General features: G+C 39.7%; 18 protein-coding genes. 2 read left to right on the forward strand and 16 right to left on the reverse strand.

Annotation, left to right across the window (positions count from 1 at the left end):
* Positions 1-49 precede the first annotated feature (49 nt).
* From K5J94_RS07220 to K5J94_RS07230, 3 genes are all read right to left on the reverse strand, one after another.
* A complete protein-coding gene (locus K5J94_RS07220; RefSeq protein ID WP_159564007.1) occupies positions 50-439 on the reverse strand; it encodes a cytidine deaminase in 390 nt (129 codons plus the stop codon).
* Entirely contained in the window at positions 426-1,088 is a 663-nt protein-coding gene (gene deoC, locus K5J94_RS07225; protein ID WP_159564008.1) for a deoxyribose-phosphate aldolase, read from the reverse strand. Before deoC ends, K5J94_RS07220 begins: the two co-directional genes overlap by 14 nt.
* A 526-nt stretch (positions 1,089-1,614) precedes the next feature.
* Positions 1,615-2,214: a class I SAM-dependent methyltransferase gene (locus K5J94_RS07230; RefSeq protein WP_159564009.1), complete on the reverse strand. Its 600-nt coding sequence runs from the start codon at positions 2,212-2,214 to the stop codon at positions 1,615-1,617.
* A gap of 280 nt (positions 2,215-2,494) precedes the next feature.
* Here K5J94_RS07230 and coaA point away from each other — a divergent pair, with 280 nt between their 5' ends.
* Positions 2,495-3,415, forward strand: a complete 921-nt coding sequence (gene coaA / locus K5J94_RS07235) for a type I pantothenate kinase (protein WP_159543971.1) — start codon at positions 2,495-2,497, stop codon at positions 3,413-3,415.
* Between the two features lie 53 nt (positions 3,416-3,468).
* A complete protein-coding gene (gene rpsT, locus K5J94_RS07240) occupies positions 3,469-3,717 on the forward strand; it encodes a 30S ribosomal protein S20 (RefSeq protein WP_167547760.1) in 249 nt (82 codons plus the stop codon).
* A gap of 465 nt (positions 3,718-4,182) precedes the next feature.
* Here rpsT and K5J94_RS07245 read toward each other — a convergent pair whose 3' ends face one another.
* From K5J94_RS07245 to K5J94_RS07305, 13 genes are all read right to left on the reverse strand, one after another.
* Complete coding sequence (locus K5J94_RS07245) at positions 4,183-5,487, reverse strand: sensor histidine kinase (RefSeq protein ID WP_159543975.1); 1,305 nt, start codon at positions 5,485-5,487, stop codon at positions 4,183-4,185.
* On the reverse strand, positions 5,480-6,154 hold the full coding sequence (locus K5J94_RS07250) for a response regulator transcription factor (RefSeq protein WP_159543977.1): 675 nt from the start codon (positions 6,152-6,154) through the stop codon (positions 5,480-5,482). Before K5J94_RS07250 ends, K5J94_RS07245 begins: the two co-directional genes overlap by 8 nt.
* 248 nt (positions 6,155-6,402) lie before the next feature.
* Positions 6,403-8,937 (reverse strand): M1 family metallopeptidase, encoded by a 2,535-nt coding sequence (locus tag K5J94_RS07255; RefSeq protein ID WP_221912756.1) that lies wholly within the window; start codon positions 8,935-8,937, stop codon positions 6,403-6,405.
* A 66-nt stretch (positions 8,938-9,003) separates the two neighbouring features.
* Positions 9,004-9,657 (reverse strand): phosphate signaling complex protein PhoU, encoded by a 654-nt coding sequence (gene phoU / locus K5J94_RS07260; RefSeq protein WP_159543981.1) that lies wholly within the window; start codon positions 9,655-9,657, stop codon positions 9,004-9,006.
* Positions 9,658-9,691: 34 nt separating this feature from the next.
* Entirely contained in the window at positions 9,692-10,450 is a 759-nt protein-coding gene (gene pstB, locus K5J94_RS07265; protein ID WP_159544128.1) for a phosphate ABC transporter ATP-binding protein PstB, read from the reverse strand.
* Between the two features lie 11 nt (positions 10,451-10,461).
* Positions 10,462-11,265 (reverse strand): phosphate ABC transporter ATP-binding protein PstB, encoded by an 804-nt coding sequence (gene pstB, locus K5J94_RS07270; protein WP_159543983.1) that lies wholly within the window; start codon positions 11,263-11,265, stop codon positions 10,462-10,464.
* Positions 11,266-11,281: 16 nt separating this feature from the next.
* Positions 11,282-12,169 (reverse strand): phosphate ABC transporter permease PstA, encoded by an 888-nt coding sequence (pstA, locus tag K5J94_RS07275; protein ID WP_159543985.1) that lies wholly within the window; start codon positions 12,167-12,169, stop codon positions 11,282-11,284.
* Complete coding sequence (gene pstC, locus K5J94_RS07280) at positions 12,159-13,094, reverse strand: phosphate ABC transporter permease subunit PstC (protein ID WP_159543987.1); 936 nt, start codon at positions 13,092-13,094, stop codon at positions 12,159-12,161. Before pstC ends, pstA begins: the two co-directional genes overlap by 11 nt.
* Before the next feature lie 10 nt (positions 13,095-13,104).
* Positions 13,105-13,971, reverse strand: a complete 867-nt coding sequence (locus tag K5J94_RS07285; protein ID WP_159543989.1) for a phosphate ABC transporter substrate-binding protein PstS family protein — start codon at positions 13,969-13,971, stop codon at positions 13,105-13,107.
* A gap of 130 nt (positions 13,972-14,101) precedes the next feature.
* A complete protein-coding gene (locus K5J94_RS07290; protein ID WP_221912758.1) occupies positions 14,102-15,406 on the reverse strand; it encodes an RsmF rRNA methyltransferase first C-terminal domain-containing protein in 1,305 nt (434 codons plus the stop codon).
* Positions 15,407-15,411: 5 nt separating this feature from the next.
* The gene (locus K5J94_RS07295) at positions 15,412-16,182 is read right to left on the reverse strand and encodes an inositol monophosphatase family protein (RefSeq protein ID WP_159549506.1); all 771 of its coding nucleotides are present in this window, start codon (positions 16,180-16,182) and stop codon (positions 15,412-15,414) included.
* The gene (locus K5J94_RS07300; protein WP_159543995.1) at positions 16,172-16,450 is read right to left on the reverse strand and encodes a UPF0223 family protein; all 279 of its coding nucleotides are present in this window, start codon (positions 16,448-16,450) and stop codon (positions 16,172-16,174) included. Before K5J94_RS07300 ends, K5J94_RS07295 begins: the two co-directional genes overlap by 11 nt.
* A gap of 1 nt (position 16,451) precedes the next feature.
* Entirely contained in the window at positions 16,452-16,856 is a 405-nt protein-coding gene (locus K5J94_RS07305) for a Spx/MgsR family RNA polymerase-binding regulatory protein (RefSeq protein WP_159543997.1), read from the reverse strand.
* Positions 16,857-16,867: the final 11 nt, after the last annotated feature.

A 16,867-nucleotide genomic window follows, 5' to 3' on the forward strand; every position in this document is an offset into this window, starting at 1 on the left:
GCTGAAAACTTATTTTGCCATTATGGCTCAATAACATAATAAAGCAGATTTAATGTAAATCTGTAAAGGAATAGGGAAGTAACTCACCAATCGTTGTCTCAAGTGTTGACTGATCTTTAGCAATTAAAGTAACCTTAGCGTCTTTTGGAAAAAACTCCGTTATCACTTGACGACAAGCACCACAGGGGGAAACAGGTTTTTCTGTCTGAGCGTATATGGCAATTTCTGAAAATTCTTTGTGACCTTCAGACACCGCTTTAAAGATAGCTGTACGTTCAGCACAATTGGTTAACCCAAAGCTAGCATTTTCAATATTACAGCCAGTATATACTGTCCCATCTGCGGTTACAATTGCAGCTCCTACGGGAAAATGCGAGTAAGGAACATAGGCCTGCTTGCTTGCTGTAACTGCCAAATCTACAAGATTAGTATCCGCCATTTGCAATGTCACCTTTCATAATTGCAACGCCAGCAGAGGTACCAATCCGCGTTGCCCCAGCCTCAATAAATGCTTTGGCATCCTCAAACGAGCGAGCTCCTCCTGATGCCTTGACTCCAAAATCAGGTCCGACCGTTTCGCGCATCAACTTAACATCAGCAAACGTTGCACCTCCTGTTGAAAAACCGGTTGAAGTCTTAACAAAATCTGCTCCTGCTTTGACAGCTAATTGGCAGGCTCTGACCTTCTCCTCATCAGTCAATAGACAGGTTTCAATGATAACTTTGACCAATTTGTCGCCGCTAGCTTTGACCACTCCTCTAATGTCCTTTTCAACGGCCTGGTTGTCGCCATCTTTTAGGGCACCGATATTGATCACCATATCAATTTCATCTGCTCCATCAGCAAGAGCTGTTTGAGTTTCAAAAGCTTTTGTTGCTGAGCTTGTTGCGCCTAAGGGGAAGCCAACAACGGTACAAACTTTTACATCGCTATCTTTTAAGGCTTTAGCAGCATAAGCAACCCATGTGGGATTAATACAGACACTTGCAAAATGATAGTCTTTTGCTTCTGCAATGAGTTGGTCAATTTGCACTTTAACACTGTCAGCCTTTAAAAGAGTATGGTCAATATACTGATTAATTTCCACTGTTTTCCTCCTTAGGAAATACTTTTTTTCCAATTTTTTAGGGGTAAATTGTTCATCCCCTATTTTACCATTTTTTTCAGATTCTGTAAGCCTGTTTTTCAGTGATTTCTTCTTGTGAAAAAAATCAGTTTACACCACATGGTTTGTGGCAAGTTTTTTTGTTTTTTGTCAGCTCTAAGGCTATTTTTCCCATCAAACAGCGCTGTTTTGACCTCTTTAATCCTACCGAGTCTTCCCAAGATAGGCTCTAGAATGCTGCTTAGGACACCAGGTGAAGCAGTCAGACTTTCAAAAACACTTTTTACTTTATGGGTTAGCACATTCTGAGACTAATCCTTTTTTCAAGGGAGCTTGTTTAGCTATCAGCTCGCCTGAGTTAGTAAAATCTATAAGCCCTAACTGGCACTTGTGACGGCTCATCAGAGGCGTTTAGATAAGGCCAGATGATACTAATGATATACGTTAAGCAAGTTATTCCCATAGGCAATCAGCTTAAAGCTGTGCTATTTTTAAGAAGGAATGACCGTTAACTTTTTGCAGTTTTGATACTTCTTAAAATATAATAGCCTTTATCTTTTTTTAGAGTGGTAACATTGCCAAAGACCGACTGCATTTTTTCTTTAGCACTCGGTGCACCCTGTTTTTTTTGAATAACAATAGTCAAGTCACCTTGGTCTTCTAAATATTTCAAGCTATCTTCAATTATCGCATGGACAACCTGCTTTCCAGCGCGAATAGGTGGATTGCTGATAATATGTTGAAAACTACCCTCCACGGAATCATAAATATTTGACTGAAAAATAGTCACATCAACGTGATTGGCTCTTGCATTCTCCTTAGCTAAAGCAAGAGCGCGATTGTTAATATCAACTAAGGTGGCTTTGACTTGGTAGGCCTTTGCTAATGCAATCCCCATGGGACCATAGCCACACCCTACATCTAAGACGGTGCTGCCTTTTGAAAAGTCAAGCGTATGTAACAACACTTGACTCCCATAGTCGATCATTTTTTTTGAAAAAACCCCGGCATCTGTCTTAAAACACAAGGGTTGCTCTAATAAACGGACCTGTAAGGTATGCAAATCATGCTTACTTTCAGGGTTTTCATCATAATACATGTTTGTCATTGAATTTCCTATCGTTACCAGATTATTATACATTCTATCACACTTTGTAACGGTTTACAAGGCGCTTGTTGGCAAAGGGAACACGAGATAATGTTCGTTTTTTGCTCTGCTATTTCCCCTTGGCCACATCCATTTTAGGCTATTTTTGTTTATTTTCATTTGTTTTCATTAACTCCTATCAAGAGTAACTGCTTTTCTTTTGTCATTTGCAAATACCACTTTTAACCTCTTTTGCTACTTTAATGTTATAATAAAAACAGTGTTCAGCTAGGAGAGAATTATGACAAGTGAATTTGTAAACTTTGAACGATTAACCCGCTCTGCGTGGAAAAATCTCCACAAAGAAACGAAATTACCTTTAACACCTGATGAACTTCAAACAATTACTAGTCTTAATGATAAAATTGATTTAAATGACGTTATCGAAGTTTACCTGCCTCTAATCAATTTAATTCAAATATACCAGATTAACCAAGAAAATCTGACATTTTCTAAAAGCCTATTTCTCAAAAAAGAAGCGCATAAGCGTCCTTTTATTATCGGAATATCAGGCTCTGTTGCTGTCGGTAAATCAACGACGAGCCGCTTACTACAACTCCTACTCACCAGAACCTATCCTAATAGCCACGTTCAGCTCGTCACAACAGATGGCTTTATCTACCCAAACCAGGAGCTAATGGCTAAAAACATTCTCAATCGTAAAGGTTTTCCTGAGTCTTATAATATGGAGCAGCTATTAAACTTTTTAGATACTATGAAAAATGGCCAGAAGGCAGCTATCCCGGTCTATTCCCATGAAATCTACGATATTGTGCCCAACAAGTGGCAAACTATCGCTGCGCCTGACTTTCTCATTGTAGAGGGGATTAATGTTTTCCAGAACCAACAAAATAACCGTCTCTATATGAGTGATTATTTTGATTTTTCTATTTATATTGATGCCGATCGGCGTCACATTGAAAATTGGTACTTAGAACGCTTTGCCAGTTTACTTGATTTGGCAAGGCATGATCACAACAACTATTATGCCCGCTTTACCTCTCTTTCTCAGACTGAGGCGATGAGCTTTGCAAAGGAAGTTTGGACAACTATTAACTTGGTCAATCTTGAAAAATACATTGAGCCAACTCGCAACCGAGCCGAATTGATTCTCCATAAAGCAAAAGATCACAAAATCGATGAAATTTATTTGAAAAAATGATAAAGGCTTGCCAAACAGGGACAAATTCTATATAATAGTGTAGTTAGATTAATTTGGAGGTGAAAACATTGGCAAATATTAAATCAGCTATCAAACGCGCTGAACTTAACGTTAAAGCAAACGAAAAAAATTCAGCACAAAAGTCAGCTATGCGTACGGCTATCAAAGCATTCGAAGCTAACCCATCTGAAGAGCTTTTCCGTGCTGCTTCTTCAAGCATCGATAAAGCACAATCAAAAGGTTTGATTCATGCAAATAAAGCAAGCCGCGATAAAGCACGCCTTGCTGCTAAACTTGGCTAATAATAAACCAATGAAAACTCCTCTAGGAGTTTTTTCTTTTAGTCACTAGTGCTGATGGCATTCGCGAACCTACGTCATGACTTTTAATCAGGAAGTTAGTAGAGTATACCTTGAGTCAGTTTTATTTTGCCGGTTGTTAAATCTACCTACCCTTCTAAAAAAATATCAGCTAGGCAAGCAGATAACATGCAAAAGGCTATCACGCATTTTTCAACTCACCTCATCTACACAAACTCTTGTCCCTTATCTTAAAGGCTGTGCCTATAGTGGAGCTAGCTAATCCTTATGTTGCGACTATTTAGGGTCACATTGGTAAATTGCACAGCTTTTTTGTTAAAGTAGTCACTGAAAATTAAGCATAAAAAACAAGCTAAATTGAACAGCATTCCAATGGGAGGCAGCTCAGTGATAGCTTGGTTTTTTAATCTGCTTGCTGTTTGGGCGCCTAAGCCTAACAAAAGTTAGTTAAACTCTTACATCAAATACCGTGCCTTGGGGCTGGTTGTCTCGAACCTTAATGCTACCTTTTAAGGCGGTGACAATCTGTTTTGCTAGAGCCAAGCCAAGGCCAAAGCCTCCTTTTTGCCGGGTCCTTGCCTTATCAACACGATAAAACCGATCAAAAATCTTTTCCTTATCCTCATCGCGAATGCCTGGACCATTATCAGCTACCTGGATAAAAAGATTTTTTTCACTACTGCGTATGCTAATCATCACCTGCCCGTCTTTATCAGTGTATTTCATCGCATTGTCAAACAAAATAGTCACTAGCTGCTTCAAAAGTGCCTTATCTCCTTTAAAAGGGTGCAACATTTCCACTTTAGCAGAGAAGGTCTTGCCATATTCTTCTGCTATCAAGTGGTAATTATTAAAAATAGTCTCAAAGTAGGCTTGGTCAATTGGCTCATAGCGAGGTGCAATCCCATCATCTCGCCGTGCTAGATTTAATAAGTTTGTGGTCAATATGCGCATATTGCGAACTTCTTCAAGGCTAGAAGCAATGGCTTCACTATTAGCAAGAATGCTTTCATTTGGCTTTCGAAATAAGGTTTCAAGCCGGTTTTGCAAGACAGCAAGTGGTGTCCGTAATTCATGACTAGCATTTTCAACAAACATTTTTTGTTTTTCATAGCTTTCCAAGATTGGCTTGCGCGACCAATTAGCCAGATAGATACTAGCAAACACTGAAATAGTCCAAAAGAGAACCATCACAATAATAATGATTTGCTCATAACGTTCATTAGCAATTTCCAATTGCTGAACATTGGCTACTGCCATCATGTAAGCCACAGCTGGATAATTTTTAGAATGGACTGGAACTGTAATGGTATGGAATTTTTCCTGTCGCCCATAAAAATTTTCTAGATTTTTCGTTACAATTTCATTGAGTTGGCTTTTATCCAAGGTAAAGTGATGGAAATTAGAAAAAGTATCCATAGCATTAATTACCGTCCCGTTACTACTAAAAAGGATAATATCTGTATTTGTCACGGGTTGGTTAGCTAATTTTGCCTTAAATTCACTAGGATTGATTAGGGCACTATCATTATAAAAATAAAAGGAAGTAATCCGTTCCATGGTACGACTGGCATAGAGATTGGACTGCTTTGAAACGGTCTCTAGGCTACTATCTACTGATGAATAGACACCAAAACGCATGATTTGCAGGATAATAATCGTCATAACCACAAAAATACCCGTGAATACAGCAAAAAAATGAAAAAAATGGTTAAAGTGGTCTGATTGGTAAAACTTTTTTAATTTAATCATCGGCCTTTAAAATATATCCTACACTCCGTAACGTTTGTAAATTAGTCGAAAAATCTGTGCCCTTGAGCTTCTTTCTGACCTTGGAGACATATACTTCAACAACTGATAAAGTTGTATCACTATCAAACCCCCAAAGGCGATCAAAAATCTGTGATTTTGGCAAGATAACATTTTGATTTTGTAAAAAATACACTAGTAAATCAAATTCTTTTCCCAGTAATTCGACCTCTTGGCCTTTTGCTTCGACATGATTTCGCTCTAAATCAACCACAATATCACCATAGGTCATATGATTATCACTCATTTTACCCGAGCGTTTTAACAAGGCCTGGATGCGCATTTTTAATTCTTCCAAGTAAAAAGGCTTGGTCAGATAATCATCGGCCCCAAGTTCAAAGCCGTGTCCCTTATCATCAAGGCTTTCTTTAGCCGTCATAATCAAAACTGGTGTATTAATGCCGTGCTCTCGTAGTTCTTTTAATACCTGAAAACCATTTTTTCCAGGTAACATTAAATCAAGCAAAATCAGATCATAAACACCACTTTCAGCTTCAAAAATACCTTCTTCTCCATCAAAAACCTGCATGACATCGGCAAAATCATCTAAAAAATCAAAAATGGAATTTGATAAACTCAAGTCATCTTCTACCAGTAAGAGCTTAATCATTACATACCTCGTCTCATTTAGCACAGTGCTATATTATTAAGAGTTAGCTTAACATAGTTTTCTTAAGCAATTCTAAAGCACCTTGCAAAAGAAGGCTGGAACACTGTCCCAACCTCCTCTTAGTAAAACAATGTTCATCACTGTTTTATTGTTTCATTAAACCTTCTCAAATAGCTGTGCAAGGCAACTTTGCTAGCATAAAATGGGTAACAAAAGGGTACTGGTACTAGCACCCTTTCATCAACTGCTTAGGCTTTTAATTGAGCCAAAACAGCTGGTTTTTGCGCTTCAATCAAGGTTAGACGCGCTTGAATTTCATTAATTCCCATTGCAATATTGCGACTAATCGCCATATCAGTTAATTGCGGTTCAAAGAACGCCTTATATTCTTTTAGCAGTTGTGATGTGCGGAATTCATTTGCTGGATAGATAACAAATTTATCAAAACTCATATCACCACCAAGCGCTCCTTTAATCCAAGACCAATTGTCACGCGCCCAGGCCCAAACAGCTGTTTGAGTAAAAGGACGAGCAAGCAAGAAACGGTACCACATCGAAAGGTCTTGCGGTTTGATAATATCTTTGTTTGTGAAACTATCAAAAATGCGTGCAAGCGTATCTTCTTGGGTCGTATGCGACAAGGCAAAGGCCAGCTCAGAGCGTAAATTGTTATCGCGTGTATGGATATAAGTCTCAAAGAAGAGCTCAACCAATTCTTGAGATTCAAAATACATCATCTCATTCAAGAGGATCGAGCGGCGAATCGCTGCAGGAAGCCCTGAAATATCAGATCGATGATTTTGGAAAATCGCATGCGCTTGTTCGATGACATCTGAACTACCCATAGTAATCAACTGCGTCAGAGCAATTTGCCGCACCATTTCATCTTGGTCCGTTTCAAAAGCAGTTTTTTCAAAACCAAGGTGGCTAAAGTCTTCATGGAAAATAGCAATCACACTACGCTTAAAGGCTGCATTCTCAGGAGATTCTTCCTCCACAAAGCGCTTCAAGCCCATAACGATTTGGCGAATCGCCTCAGCAACCATGAATGATTTTTTACCAGTAAACTTGCTGATCAATGGTAGTAATTCAGCGTAGGCAAGCTGGCCGCTTTCTGCCAGAAGGCGACGTTCTTGGAGGAGCTGCAAGAGCGATGTGTTATCAAGCTCTTGGACTTGCGCTACCAAATCAGCGAACAACTGGTCGTCATAGAAGGTAATGTAGTGAGCCGTATTTTCGGTATTAAACCGCAGAGCCCCTTCATTAGCTTGAGCAGGTTGTGAATAATGCTCAATAACGAGTTCTTTTTCATTTAAAATCTCAGGCAGACCTGACCAATTAGCATTTAAAGGAATTGGCCAAAGGCGTTCTTTATCACTTGCTTCTCCAATAAAGAATTGCTCTTGACTAAGAATTAACTGGTCATCCACTAAACGCGCATGCAAAACAGGATAACCGGGCTGTTCTAACCAAGCATCCATAAAGCCAGCTACATCCTTACCAGATGCCTCTGAAAGAGCGTCCCATAAATCACGTCCGACGGTATTGGAATATTGATGTTTCTCAAAGTAAGCTCTAAGGCCTTCTCTGAAAGCTTCATCACCTAGCCAACGACGCAACATATGCATTAAACGGCTACCTTTTGCATACACAATGGCTGGATCAAATAAGGTGTTAATTTCATCTGGATGATTCACCTCAACATGCACAGATTGGACGCCATCTGTAGCATCACGTTTAAGCGCATTTGGTACACCGACTGTTTGGAAATCTTCAAAGATATTCCACTCAGGCTCAAGGGCATCAACACAGACATATTCCATCATATTGGCAAAGCTTTCATTGAGCCATAGGTCGTCCCACCATTTCATGGTGACCAAGTTACCAAACCATTGGTGAGCTAACTCGTGAGCAATAACCAGTGCAACCTGTTGGCGACTCTCTGCTGTAGAGTTTTGGTCAACTAACAAATAAATCTCGCGGTAGGTCACCAGTCCCCAGTTTTCCATTGCGCCACTTGAAAAATCAGGCAGACCAATATGGTAAGATTGCGGAATTGGGTATTTGACGCCAAAGTAATTCTCATAAAATTCAATTGCGCGCACAGCAATATCCAAAGCAAATTCTAATGAAGAACTTGGATGTGCTTTAGTGGCAAAAATACCAACTTCAGTTCCATTAGCGGTTTTTGCTGTTAAGCCGTGCAAATCACCTAAGGCAAAAGCAAGCAAGTAAGAGGACATTCTCGGTGTCGTATCAAAAGTCCAAATCCCTGTTTCTTGTCGCAAATCAATATTAATCTCTGGCATGTTTGACAAAACGATTTCATCGGACTCTTGATCAAACTTAATACTTAAATCAAAAGTTGCTTTTGCTTCGGGTTCATCAATACATGGAAAAGCTTCACGTGCAAAGTGACTCTCAAACTGTGTGGAAATGACTTCTTTTTTGAGGCCTTCGCGTGTGTAGTAAGATGGGTAGATTCCCGTCATGTTATCTGTAATCTGACCGGAAAACTCAATAACTAAAGTCATCACACCAGTGATAGGTAACTCAATGCGTACTGTCTCATTATCTGCATCAACTTGGTAAGGGACAGCTTCGTTATCTAACAAAATTGAGTGAATAGCTAAATCTTTTTGGTGCAACAAAATAACATTATCCAAGGCTTCGCCAGTAATGGCAACATTTCCGGAAAATGTCTTTTCCTTACGATTAATATCTAAAAAGATATTATAGTTTTCTGGAACAAATTTTTTAATCAAATGTTCTACTGCTTTCATAAATCTCCTTATGATAACTAAAAATAGTGATTAGATAATACTTAATCACTATTATAGCACATTTTGTTATAATTCAATAATTTTACCGGTTTTAAGGTAAACTACCCACTCACAAATATTGCGAGCATAATCTCCAATGCGCTCTAAAAACATCAAAACTTGAAAATATTCTTTACCAGCAAAGACTGCATCTGGCGTTTTACGAACCTCTTCAACCGCTAAGGCTTGAATATCTCGGAAATAGTTGTCAATGATTTCATCATGAGCTGCAATTTCGTAAGCCTTTTTGTCATCGGAATTGATATAGGCATTCAAAGCATCCTCAACCATATACTTAACTTCTTTTCCCATCTGGTTAATTTTTTCTTCAACAATCGGGATACGTTCCTCACCCTTCATCCGGATAGTAGCCTTCGCAATGGAAGCAGCGTGGTCACCGATTCGTTCAATATCACTAGAAGCCTTTAAAACCGTAATAACTGTTCGTAAATCATTGGAAACGGGTTGTTGCAAAGCAATAATCTCCAACGATTTCTTTTCGAGTTTTGCTTCAAATTCATTGATAAGTTCATCATCCTCAATGACTTCTTTTGCTAAGTCGCGGTCATGACTCACAAAAGCACGAACTGTTTTGTTAAGCTGTGCTAGCACTTCAGTCCCCATTGAGTAGAATTGATTATGTAATTTATCTAATTCTTCTTCAAATTTTGTTCTTAACATACATTTGTTTTCCTTCTTTTCTAACAAATCCTAATTAGCCAAATTTACCAGAAATATAGTCTTCTGTTTCTTTTCGTTTAGGATTCATAAACATGGCTTTGGTATTACCAAATTCAAGTAAATCACCCGCTAAGAAGAAACCAGTTCGATCAGATAGACGCGAAGCTTGCTGCATTGAGCGTGTAACAATAACTAGGGTGTATTCTTTTTTCAAGGCAAATAAGGTTTCTTCGATTTTTCCAGCGGATATAGGGTCCAAGGCTGAAGTTGGCTCATCCAATAAAATGATTTTAGGGCTAGTTGCTAAAACACGCGCAACGCAAACACGTTGTTGCTGGCCGCCTGATAAGCCTAAGGCTGAATCGTGTAAGCGATCTTTTACTTCATCCCAGATAGATGCCCCCTTTAAAGCGGATTCAACAACTTGGTCAAGCATCTGCTTATCACGTATGCCTTTTAAGCGCAGCCCATACACGACATTTTCATAAATAGACATAGGAAAAGGATTGGGTTGTTGGAAAACCATGCCAATTTCTTTACGCAAATCAACAGTATCCGTGCGTGGACTATAAATGTTATGCCCATTATAGACGATAGAACCGGTCACTGTTACTTCCGGATTTAAATCACTCATCCGGTTGATAGCTCGTAGTAAGGTAGACTTTCCAGAGCCTGACGGGCCAATAAAAGCGGTAATTTCATTTGGATAGAGTTCAAGACTAACATTGTTTAAGGTTTTCTTTTTGTTATAGTAAACCGATAAATCATTGACGGTTAATATAGGTTCTGCCATCATATTCCTTTCTATCCAAAATGACCTGATACATAATCATTGGTCGATTGACATTTTGCATTTTGGAAGATATTTCGTGTTTTATCGTATTCGATAACATCCCCCAAATAAAAGAAAGCGGTATAATCACTAGCACGCGCTGCTTGCTGCATATTGTGGGTAACGATGATAATCGTATAATCTTTCTTCAATTCAAACATGGTCTCTTCTAATTGCATGGTGGCAATTGGATCTAAAGCTGATGCTGGCTCATCCATGAGCAAAATATCTGGTTTAACAGAAATCGCCCGAGCAATACAGAGGCGTTGTTGCTGACCACCTGATAAGGTAAAGGCAGACTTATGCAAATCATCCTTGACCTGCTCCCAAAGGGCAGCTTGTTTCAAGGAAGTTTCGACAATTTCATCTAGGACTTGTTTGTCTTTAACACCAGCACGCTCATGGGCAAAAGTAATATTACGATAAATGGATTTAGCAAAGGGATTCGGGCGCTGGAAAACCATACCAATATGTTTGCGTATTTCATACACATTCATGTCCTTACGATTGACATCTATTCCTTGATATAGGATTTCGCCAGTAACCTTAGCTATATCAATGGTGTCATTCATGCGATTTAAGCTACGCAAATAAGTTGATTTACCACAACCAGATGGACCAATCAAAGCGGTGATTTTATTTTTTTCAAACTGCATATCAATGCCTTTGATAGCTTCTTTATTGCCATAATATACATGTAAGTCCTTTGTGGATAGGGCGATTGATTCTTCAGGGAACGTAACGATATGGCGTTCGTTCCAATTATATTCAGTCATCTTTTCTCCTTCTGACTTATTTTGCTGCTGTTAATCGAGAATGCAGTCTCTTACCAATAAAACGAGCTGATAGATTAAATAATAGTATAAAGACTAGTAAGACTGCTGCGCTACCAGCAGAAACTAAGGTGGCATCTGGAATAGTCCCTTCACTATTAACCTTCCAAATATGCACAGCTAAGGTTTCTGATTGACGAAAGATAGAGATGGGGCTCGTGACGCTTAGAGGGTTCCAATTATGCCAATCAAGCGCTGGTGCAGATTGACCAGCTGTATAAATGAGGGCTGCTGCTTCACCAAAAATACGGCCTGAAGCAAGCACAATACCCGTTACGATACTAGGTAGTGCCTCTGGTACGACAACATAAAAGACTGTCTCCCAACGAGAAAGGCCTAAAGCAAGCCCTGCTTCCCGCTGCGTATGGTGTACGTGCAGTAAACTGTCCTCAACATTTCGGGTCATCTGGGGTAAATTAAATACTGTAAGAGCTAAGGCACCAGAAATAATGGAAAAACCATATTGAAATTGGACCACAAAAATCAAGTAACCAAATAAACCAACAACCACTGATGGTAAGGAAGACAAAATTTCAATACAAGTGCGAATAAAATTAGTCAATGGGCCTTTTTTAGCATATTCTGCTAAATATATTCCAGCACCTGTTGACAAGGGAATGGAAATTAATAAGGTAATAACTAATAGAAAAAAGGAGTTATACAATTGAATCCCAATCCCACCGCCAGCTTCGTAAGAGGAAGATTGTCCTGTCAGAAAATGCCAGCTAATGTGTGGTAAACCACGCAGTAAGATAAAGAGAATTAGTGAAGCCAAGATAGCTACAATAATTCCAGCAATACTATAAAGAATACCTGTTGCTAATTTATCGAGCTTTTTAGCGTTCATAGTTTCTCTTTCTCTCTTTCGTAATTAATTTGACTAAGGTATTAAAGGCAAGACTCATTAATAAAAGCACAAGGGCCAAGGACCATAGAACATTGTTTTGAACCGTACCCATTACAGTATTACCAATTCCCATTGTAAGTACAGACGTTAGAGTGGCCGCTGGTGTAGTCAAAGAAGTTGGCATGACAGCTGAGTTGCCGACAACCATTTGAATCGCTAGCGCCTCACCAAAAGCTCTAGCCATCCCAAAGATAATCGCCGTAAAGATACCCGGGCGAGCAGCATTTAAGACAACACGCCAAATAGTCTGCCAGCGAGTAGCTCCCATTGCCATACTCGCTTCGCGATAATGCCTAGGCACTGCTCGTAAGCTATCTGTTGTCATAAATGTAACGGTTGGTAAAATCATAACAAAGAGGACAAATACACCTGAGAGGATCCCAAAGCCGGTACCACCAAAAATGGAACGGACAAATGGGACAACAATCTGCAAACCAATAAACCCATACACAACCGAAGGAATGCCAACCAGTAATTCTACTGCTGGTTGTAGCAATTTAGCACCGTACTTTGGTGAAATTTCCGTCATAAAAACAGCTGCGCCAATGGCAAAAGGTGTGGCAATCAAAGCCGATAATATGGTCACCAAAAAGGAACCAGAAATCATTGGTAAAGCTCCCAAATAAGGAAGACCCCTGCTATCTTTTACACTGGGTTGCCATTCTTTACCAAACAGGAAATCAAATAAGTTAATATGATTAACAAAAAATGTTGACAGGCCTTTTTGGGCCACAAAGATTAAAATCATTGCCACGATAAAAACAATTAATGCTAAACATAAAAAGGTAATTGTGCGACCAAATTTTTCTAAGCGCGAATTTTTTGAAGGTGATGCTAATGTCTTAGCCAAATCCTGATTTTTCATAATTCCCCCACTACTTTTTAGATACTGTGCCGTCATAGCTTTTAACGACTTTCATATCTGAGATAGAGATATATCCCATGTGCTTCACAATCTTTGTTTGAACTTCTTCTGAGCGCATGAAGTCAAGAAATTCTTTGGTAAGCCCCTCTGCTTGACCATTGGTATACATATGTTCGTAAGACCAGAGTGGCCAGTCATTGGTTGCAACATTTTTTGCATTGGGTTCAAAACCGTTCAATGTTAAGGATTTAACAGAATCATCAACATAGGAGAAAGCTAGATAGGAGATGGCTCCAGGCGTTTGAGAAACAATGGATTTAACCATGCCATTGGAATCTTGTTCTTGTGCTTGTTTGGCATGGGTATTGCCCATGATCACCGTATCAAAAGTCGCACGTGAACCTGAACTTGCTGCGCGGTTGATTACAGAAATCTCTAAATTCTGGCCACCAACTTGCTTCCAGTTGGTATACTCACCAGCAAAAATCTTGCGCAACTGCTCAGTAGTTAAATTAGAGACCTTGACTTTGGAGTTGGCAATCACAGCTAAGCCTGCTACAGCCACTTGATGATCAACTAGTTTTGTTGCATTAATCCCTTCTTTTTCTTCAGCAAACAAATCACTGTTCCCAATCTGGACTGACTTTGACTGAACTTGTGACAGTCCGGTACCAGAGCCGCCCCCTTGGACATTGATCGTCTTTCCTAAGTGGTGATGACCAAATTCGTCTGCAACCGCCTCTACCAAGGGTTGGAGCGCTGTTGAGCCCACCGCCGTAATGGACTCGCCTTTTTGAATCCAGCTAGAACAAGCTGTTAACAAGAAACTTGATACTGCTAACAAGCTGACTAAAAAGAATTTCTTTTTCATATGCATGATTATTTTCCTAACGTTAGACTAAAAAATGAGATAATATGCTAATTTTAGCTCAAAAACTATAGTACCATATCTATTAAACCTTTAAAAGTCATTTCGACTTAAAATTAATGTCGCAAAAGTAAGGTTACTAAAAACGTAACCCCTTTGGGAAACTGTTTTTTAAGGTATCTCCGACTACCTTTGAAAAACCAATTCCTAGCCCCTGGACAGTCACTAAATACCAGTCAGTAGGCAAAGTCTGGCTTAGTTTTAGGGAATGCCCGGCAACATATTTTCTAAAAGCCTCTTCATCAATAGCTAGGCTTAGGTTGACGTCCTTGGGGCCAAGTGCTAAGCCCAAAGCAAAGGACGGCTCAAAGCGTTTTTTCTTAAAAGTGCCAAGTTCTAGGCCGTTTCTAGCGATACGAATGCCACGTAGGTCAGGTAAATCACTAGGTAGCAAGTAGAGGTGATCACCGAAGGTCTGCAAAATGCCATCTAAAGAAGTGGCCAAGTGGTGCTTTGCAAATGCATGCCAGAGCTGCTTTTGCTCTTGTGTCAGGTTGCTTCTCGAGCTTTTACGCCTTGGTTCTTTACCAATTGGCCTCGTATCACGCAATCTCGCGACAAACTGGCCTTCACCCACAAAGTGATGGGGATACATGCGCGCCACCTGAGAAAGGCCTAGGCCAGGAGTCATTCCATTAAGTAGTGGCAGTTCCTCAAGTTCTAGTGGGTAATCGTCTAACAACCACTGGACAACTTCTTCATTTTCTTCAGGCGACCAGGTACACGTTGAGTAAACCAAAACACCACCTGGTTTTAACATTTTTAAAGCATCCTGTAGGATTTCTTTTTGCAGTTCAGCACATTCCTTAGGATAATTCGGGTGCCAATAAGCCATCGCTGCTGGATCTTTACGAAACATTCCTTCGCCAGAACAAGGCGCATCTAAAACAATCATATCAAAATAGTCTCGAAAAACGTTCGCAAGCCGCTGAGCAGATTCATTAGTGACAATCACATTACGAGCACCGAAACGTTCGATATTCTCAACCAGAGTCTGACTTCGCTTTTTGGAAATGTCATTACTGACAAGCAAACCTGTATTATTCAAGTAAGCAAGTAAATGAGTTGATTTGCCGCCTGGTGCTGCTGCTAAATCTAATACTTTCATCCCAGGTGAGGGCTGAGCGACTTGGCCGACCATTTGCGCTGCCGGTTCTTGTGAGTAGACCAGACCAGTCACATGATCAATACTTCTCCCTGAAATCTTTCCATAATACCCCCATGGTGTCTTGGGAATTGGGTTTTCATAGGTTTTAACAACTGGCTTTAGTGGGTTAACTCGAAAAGCACTAACTGCACTTTCATCAAAAGAAGAAAAGAATACTTCAGCTTCTAAGCCAAGTATTGCTTTGTATTTATTCATAAAATCAGTCGGTAGATTCATATTGCTTACTGTTCACCCTTTTGTGTAATTGCTAAGATGGCCGGTACGAGTGATTTCGGCACAAACATAATTTTCTGGGGACTCATAAAATCTGGTTCCTGTCCATCAATAGTTAGAGTCTGATAACCCAAGGCTTCGCCTAAAATCTTAGCAGCTGCATAGTCCCATGGTTGGATATAGGAAAAATAGGCAAGCAATTGCTGGCGCATAACCCGCATCATCGAAATGCCCGCGCTACCATATATTCGGACTCCTAAGGTCTGATTGATAAACGCTTGAATATTATGGTCATTAGCCAATAAAAGTCCTGCATTACAGGCAACAAGTGAGCGCTCCAAGTTGACCTCTTGAAGTGGTTCGACACTGCGGTCATTCACAGTGACCGGAAATTGACCGCCACCAGCTAATAATAAGTCTTGTACCACATCATAGATTAAGCCAAACTGACCATGACCATTCTCATAATAGGCAACCATGATGGCATAGTTATCCTTTTGAACAACAAAATTCAGCGTGCCATCAATGGGATCTAAAACCCAAACAGAACCATCTGTTATATCATGGCGAACATTGTCTTCTTCTGCTAGAATGTGATCATCTGGATAGCGCTCGTGAATGGCCTCAATAAGAAGGTTCTGAATTTCCTTGTCTAGATTTGTAACCAAATCATCGGCCTTAGACTTGACGTGGACATCTAGTTGTCCTTGCTGATGGACTTTGAGATAGTCAGCAGCCTGATTAATCATTGTTTTTGCAAATTCAAACTTATTTTTCAACTGTAAAAAATCCTTTTTTAAGTTCCTTAGCCTTTTGGACTGTTTTATAGGTAGAATAGCCACTGCTTTTACCAAATTGCTTATCAATTTGTTTTTCTTGCGCCTTGCTTTTAACAACTTGTTTAAAGGCATGATATGCTTGTAGTACTGTCGTTGCATCAGCTTTTGACTCATAGGCTAATTCGACCTGATTCAAAAAATGAAGCACTGAGACAATTTCATCAGTGCTCCAACTTGCATCGAGAGGATAGTGATAATTGGTAGTCATCTTATCCCTCGATTTCTGCACGAATTGTGGCTTCGCGTAGTTCTTGTTTGCGATAGTCTCTAGGAAGAAAGGCACGAATTTCATCTTCATTGAAACCTATCTGCATCCGCTTATCATCCATGATGATTGGCCGGCGCAGCAAACTTGGATTGGTGGCAATCAATTCAATCAAATCCGAAATCGACAAATCTTCAACATCAATGTCCAGTTTCTGAAAGACTTTAGACCGTGTAGAGATAATATCTTCTGTTCCATTTTCTGTAAACGACAAAATGGTCATCAATTCATCGTGATTCAAGGGGCTTGTTATAATATTATGTTCTTCAAAATCAACTTCATGCTTTAAGAGCCATGTTCTTGCTTTACGACAAGAAGTACAACTTGGTGATAAAAATAAGGTAACCATATCATTCCTCA

This window comes from Streptococcus halichoeri (assembly GCF_019774635.1).
In the GTDB taxonomy this organism is placed as follows: Bacteria; Bacillota; Bacilli; order Lactobacillales; family Streptococcaceae; genus Streptococcus; species Streptococcus halichoeri.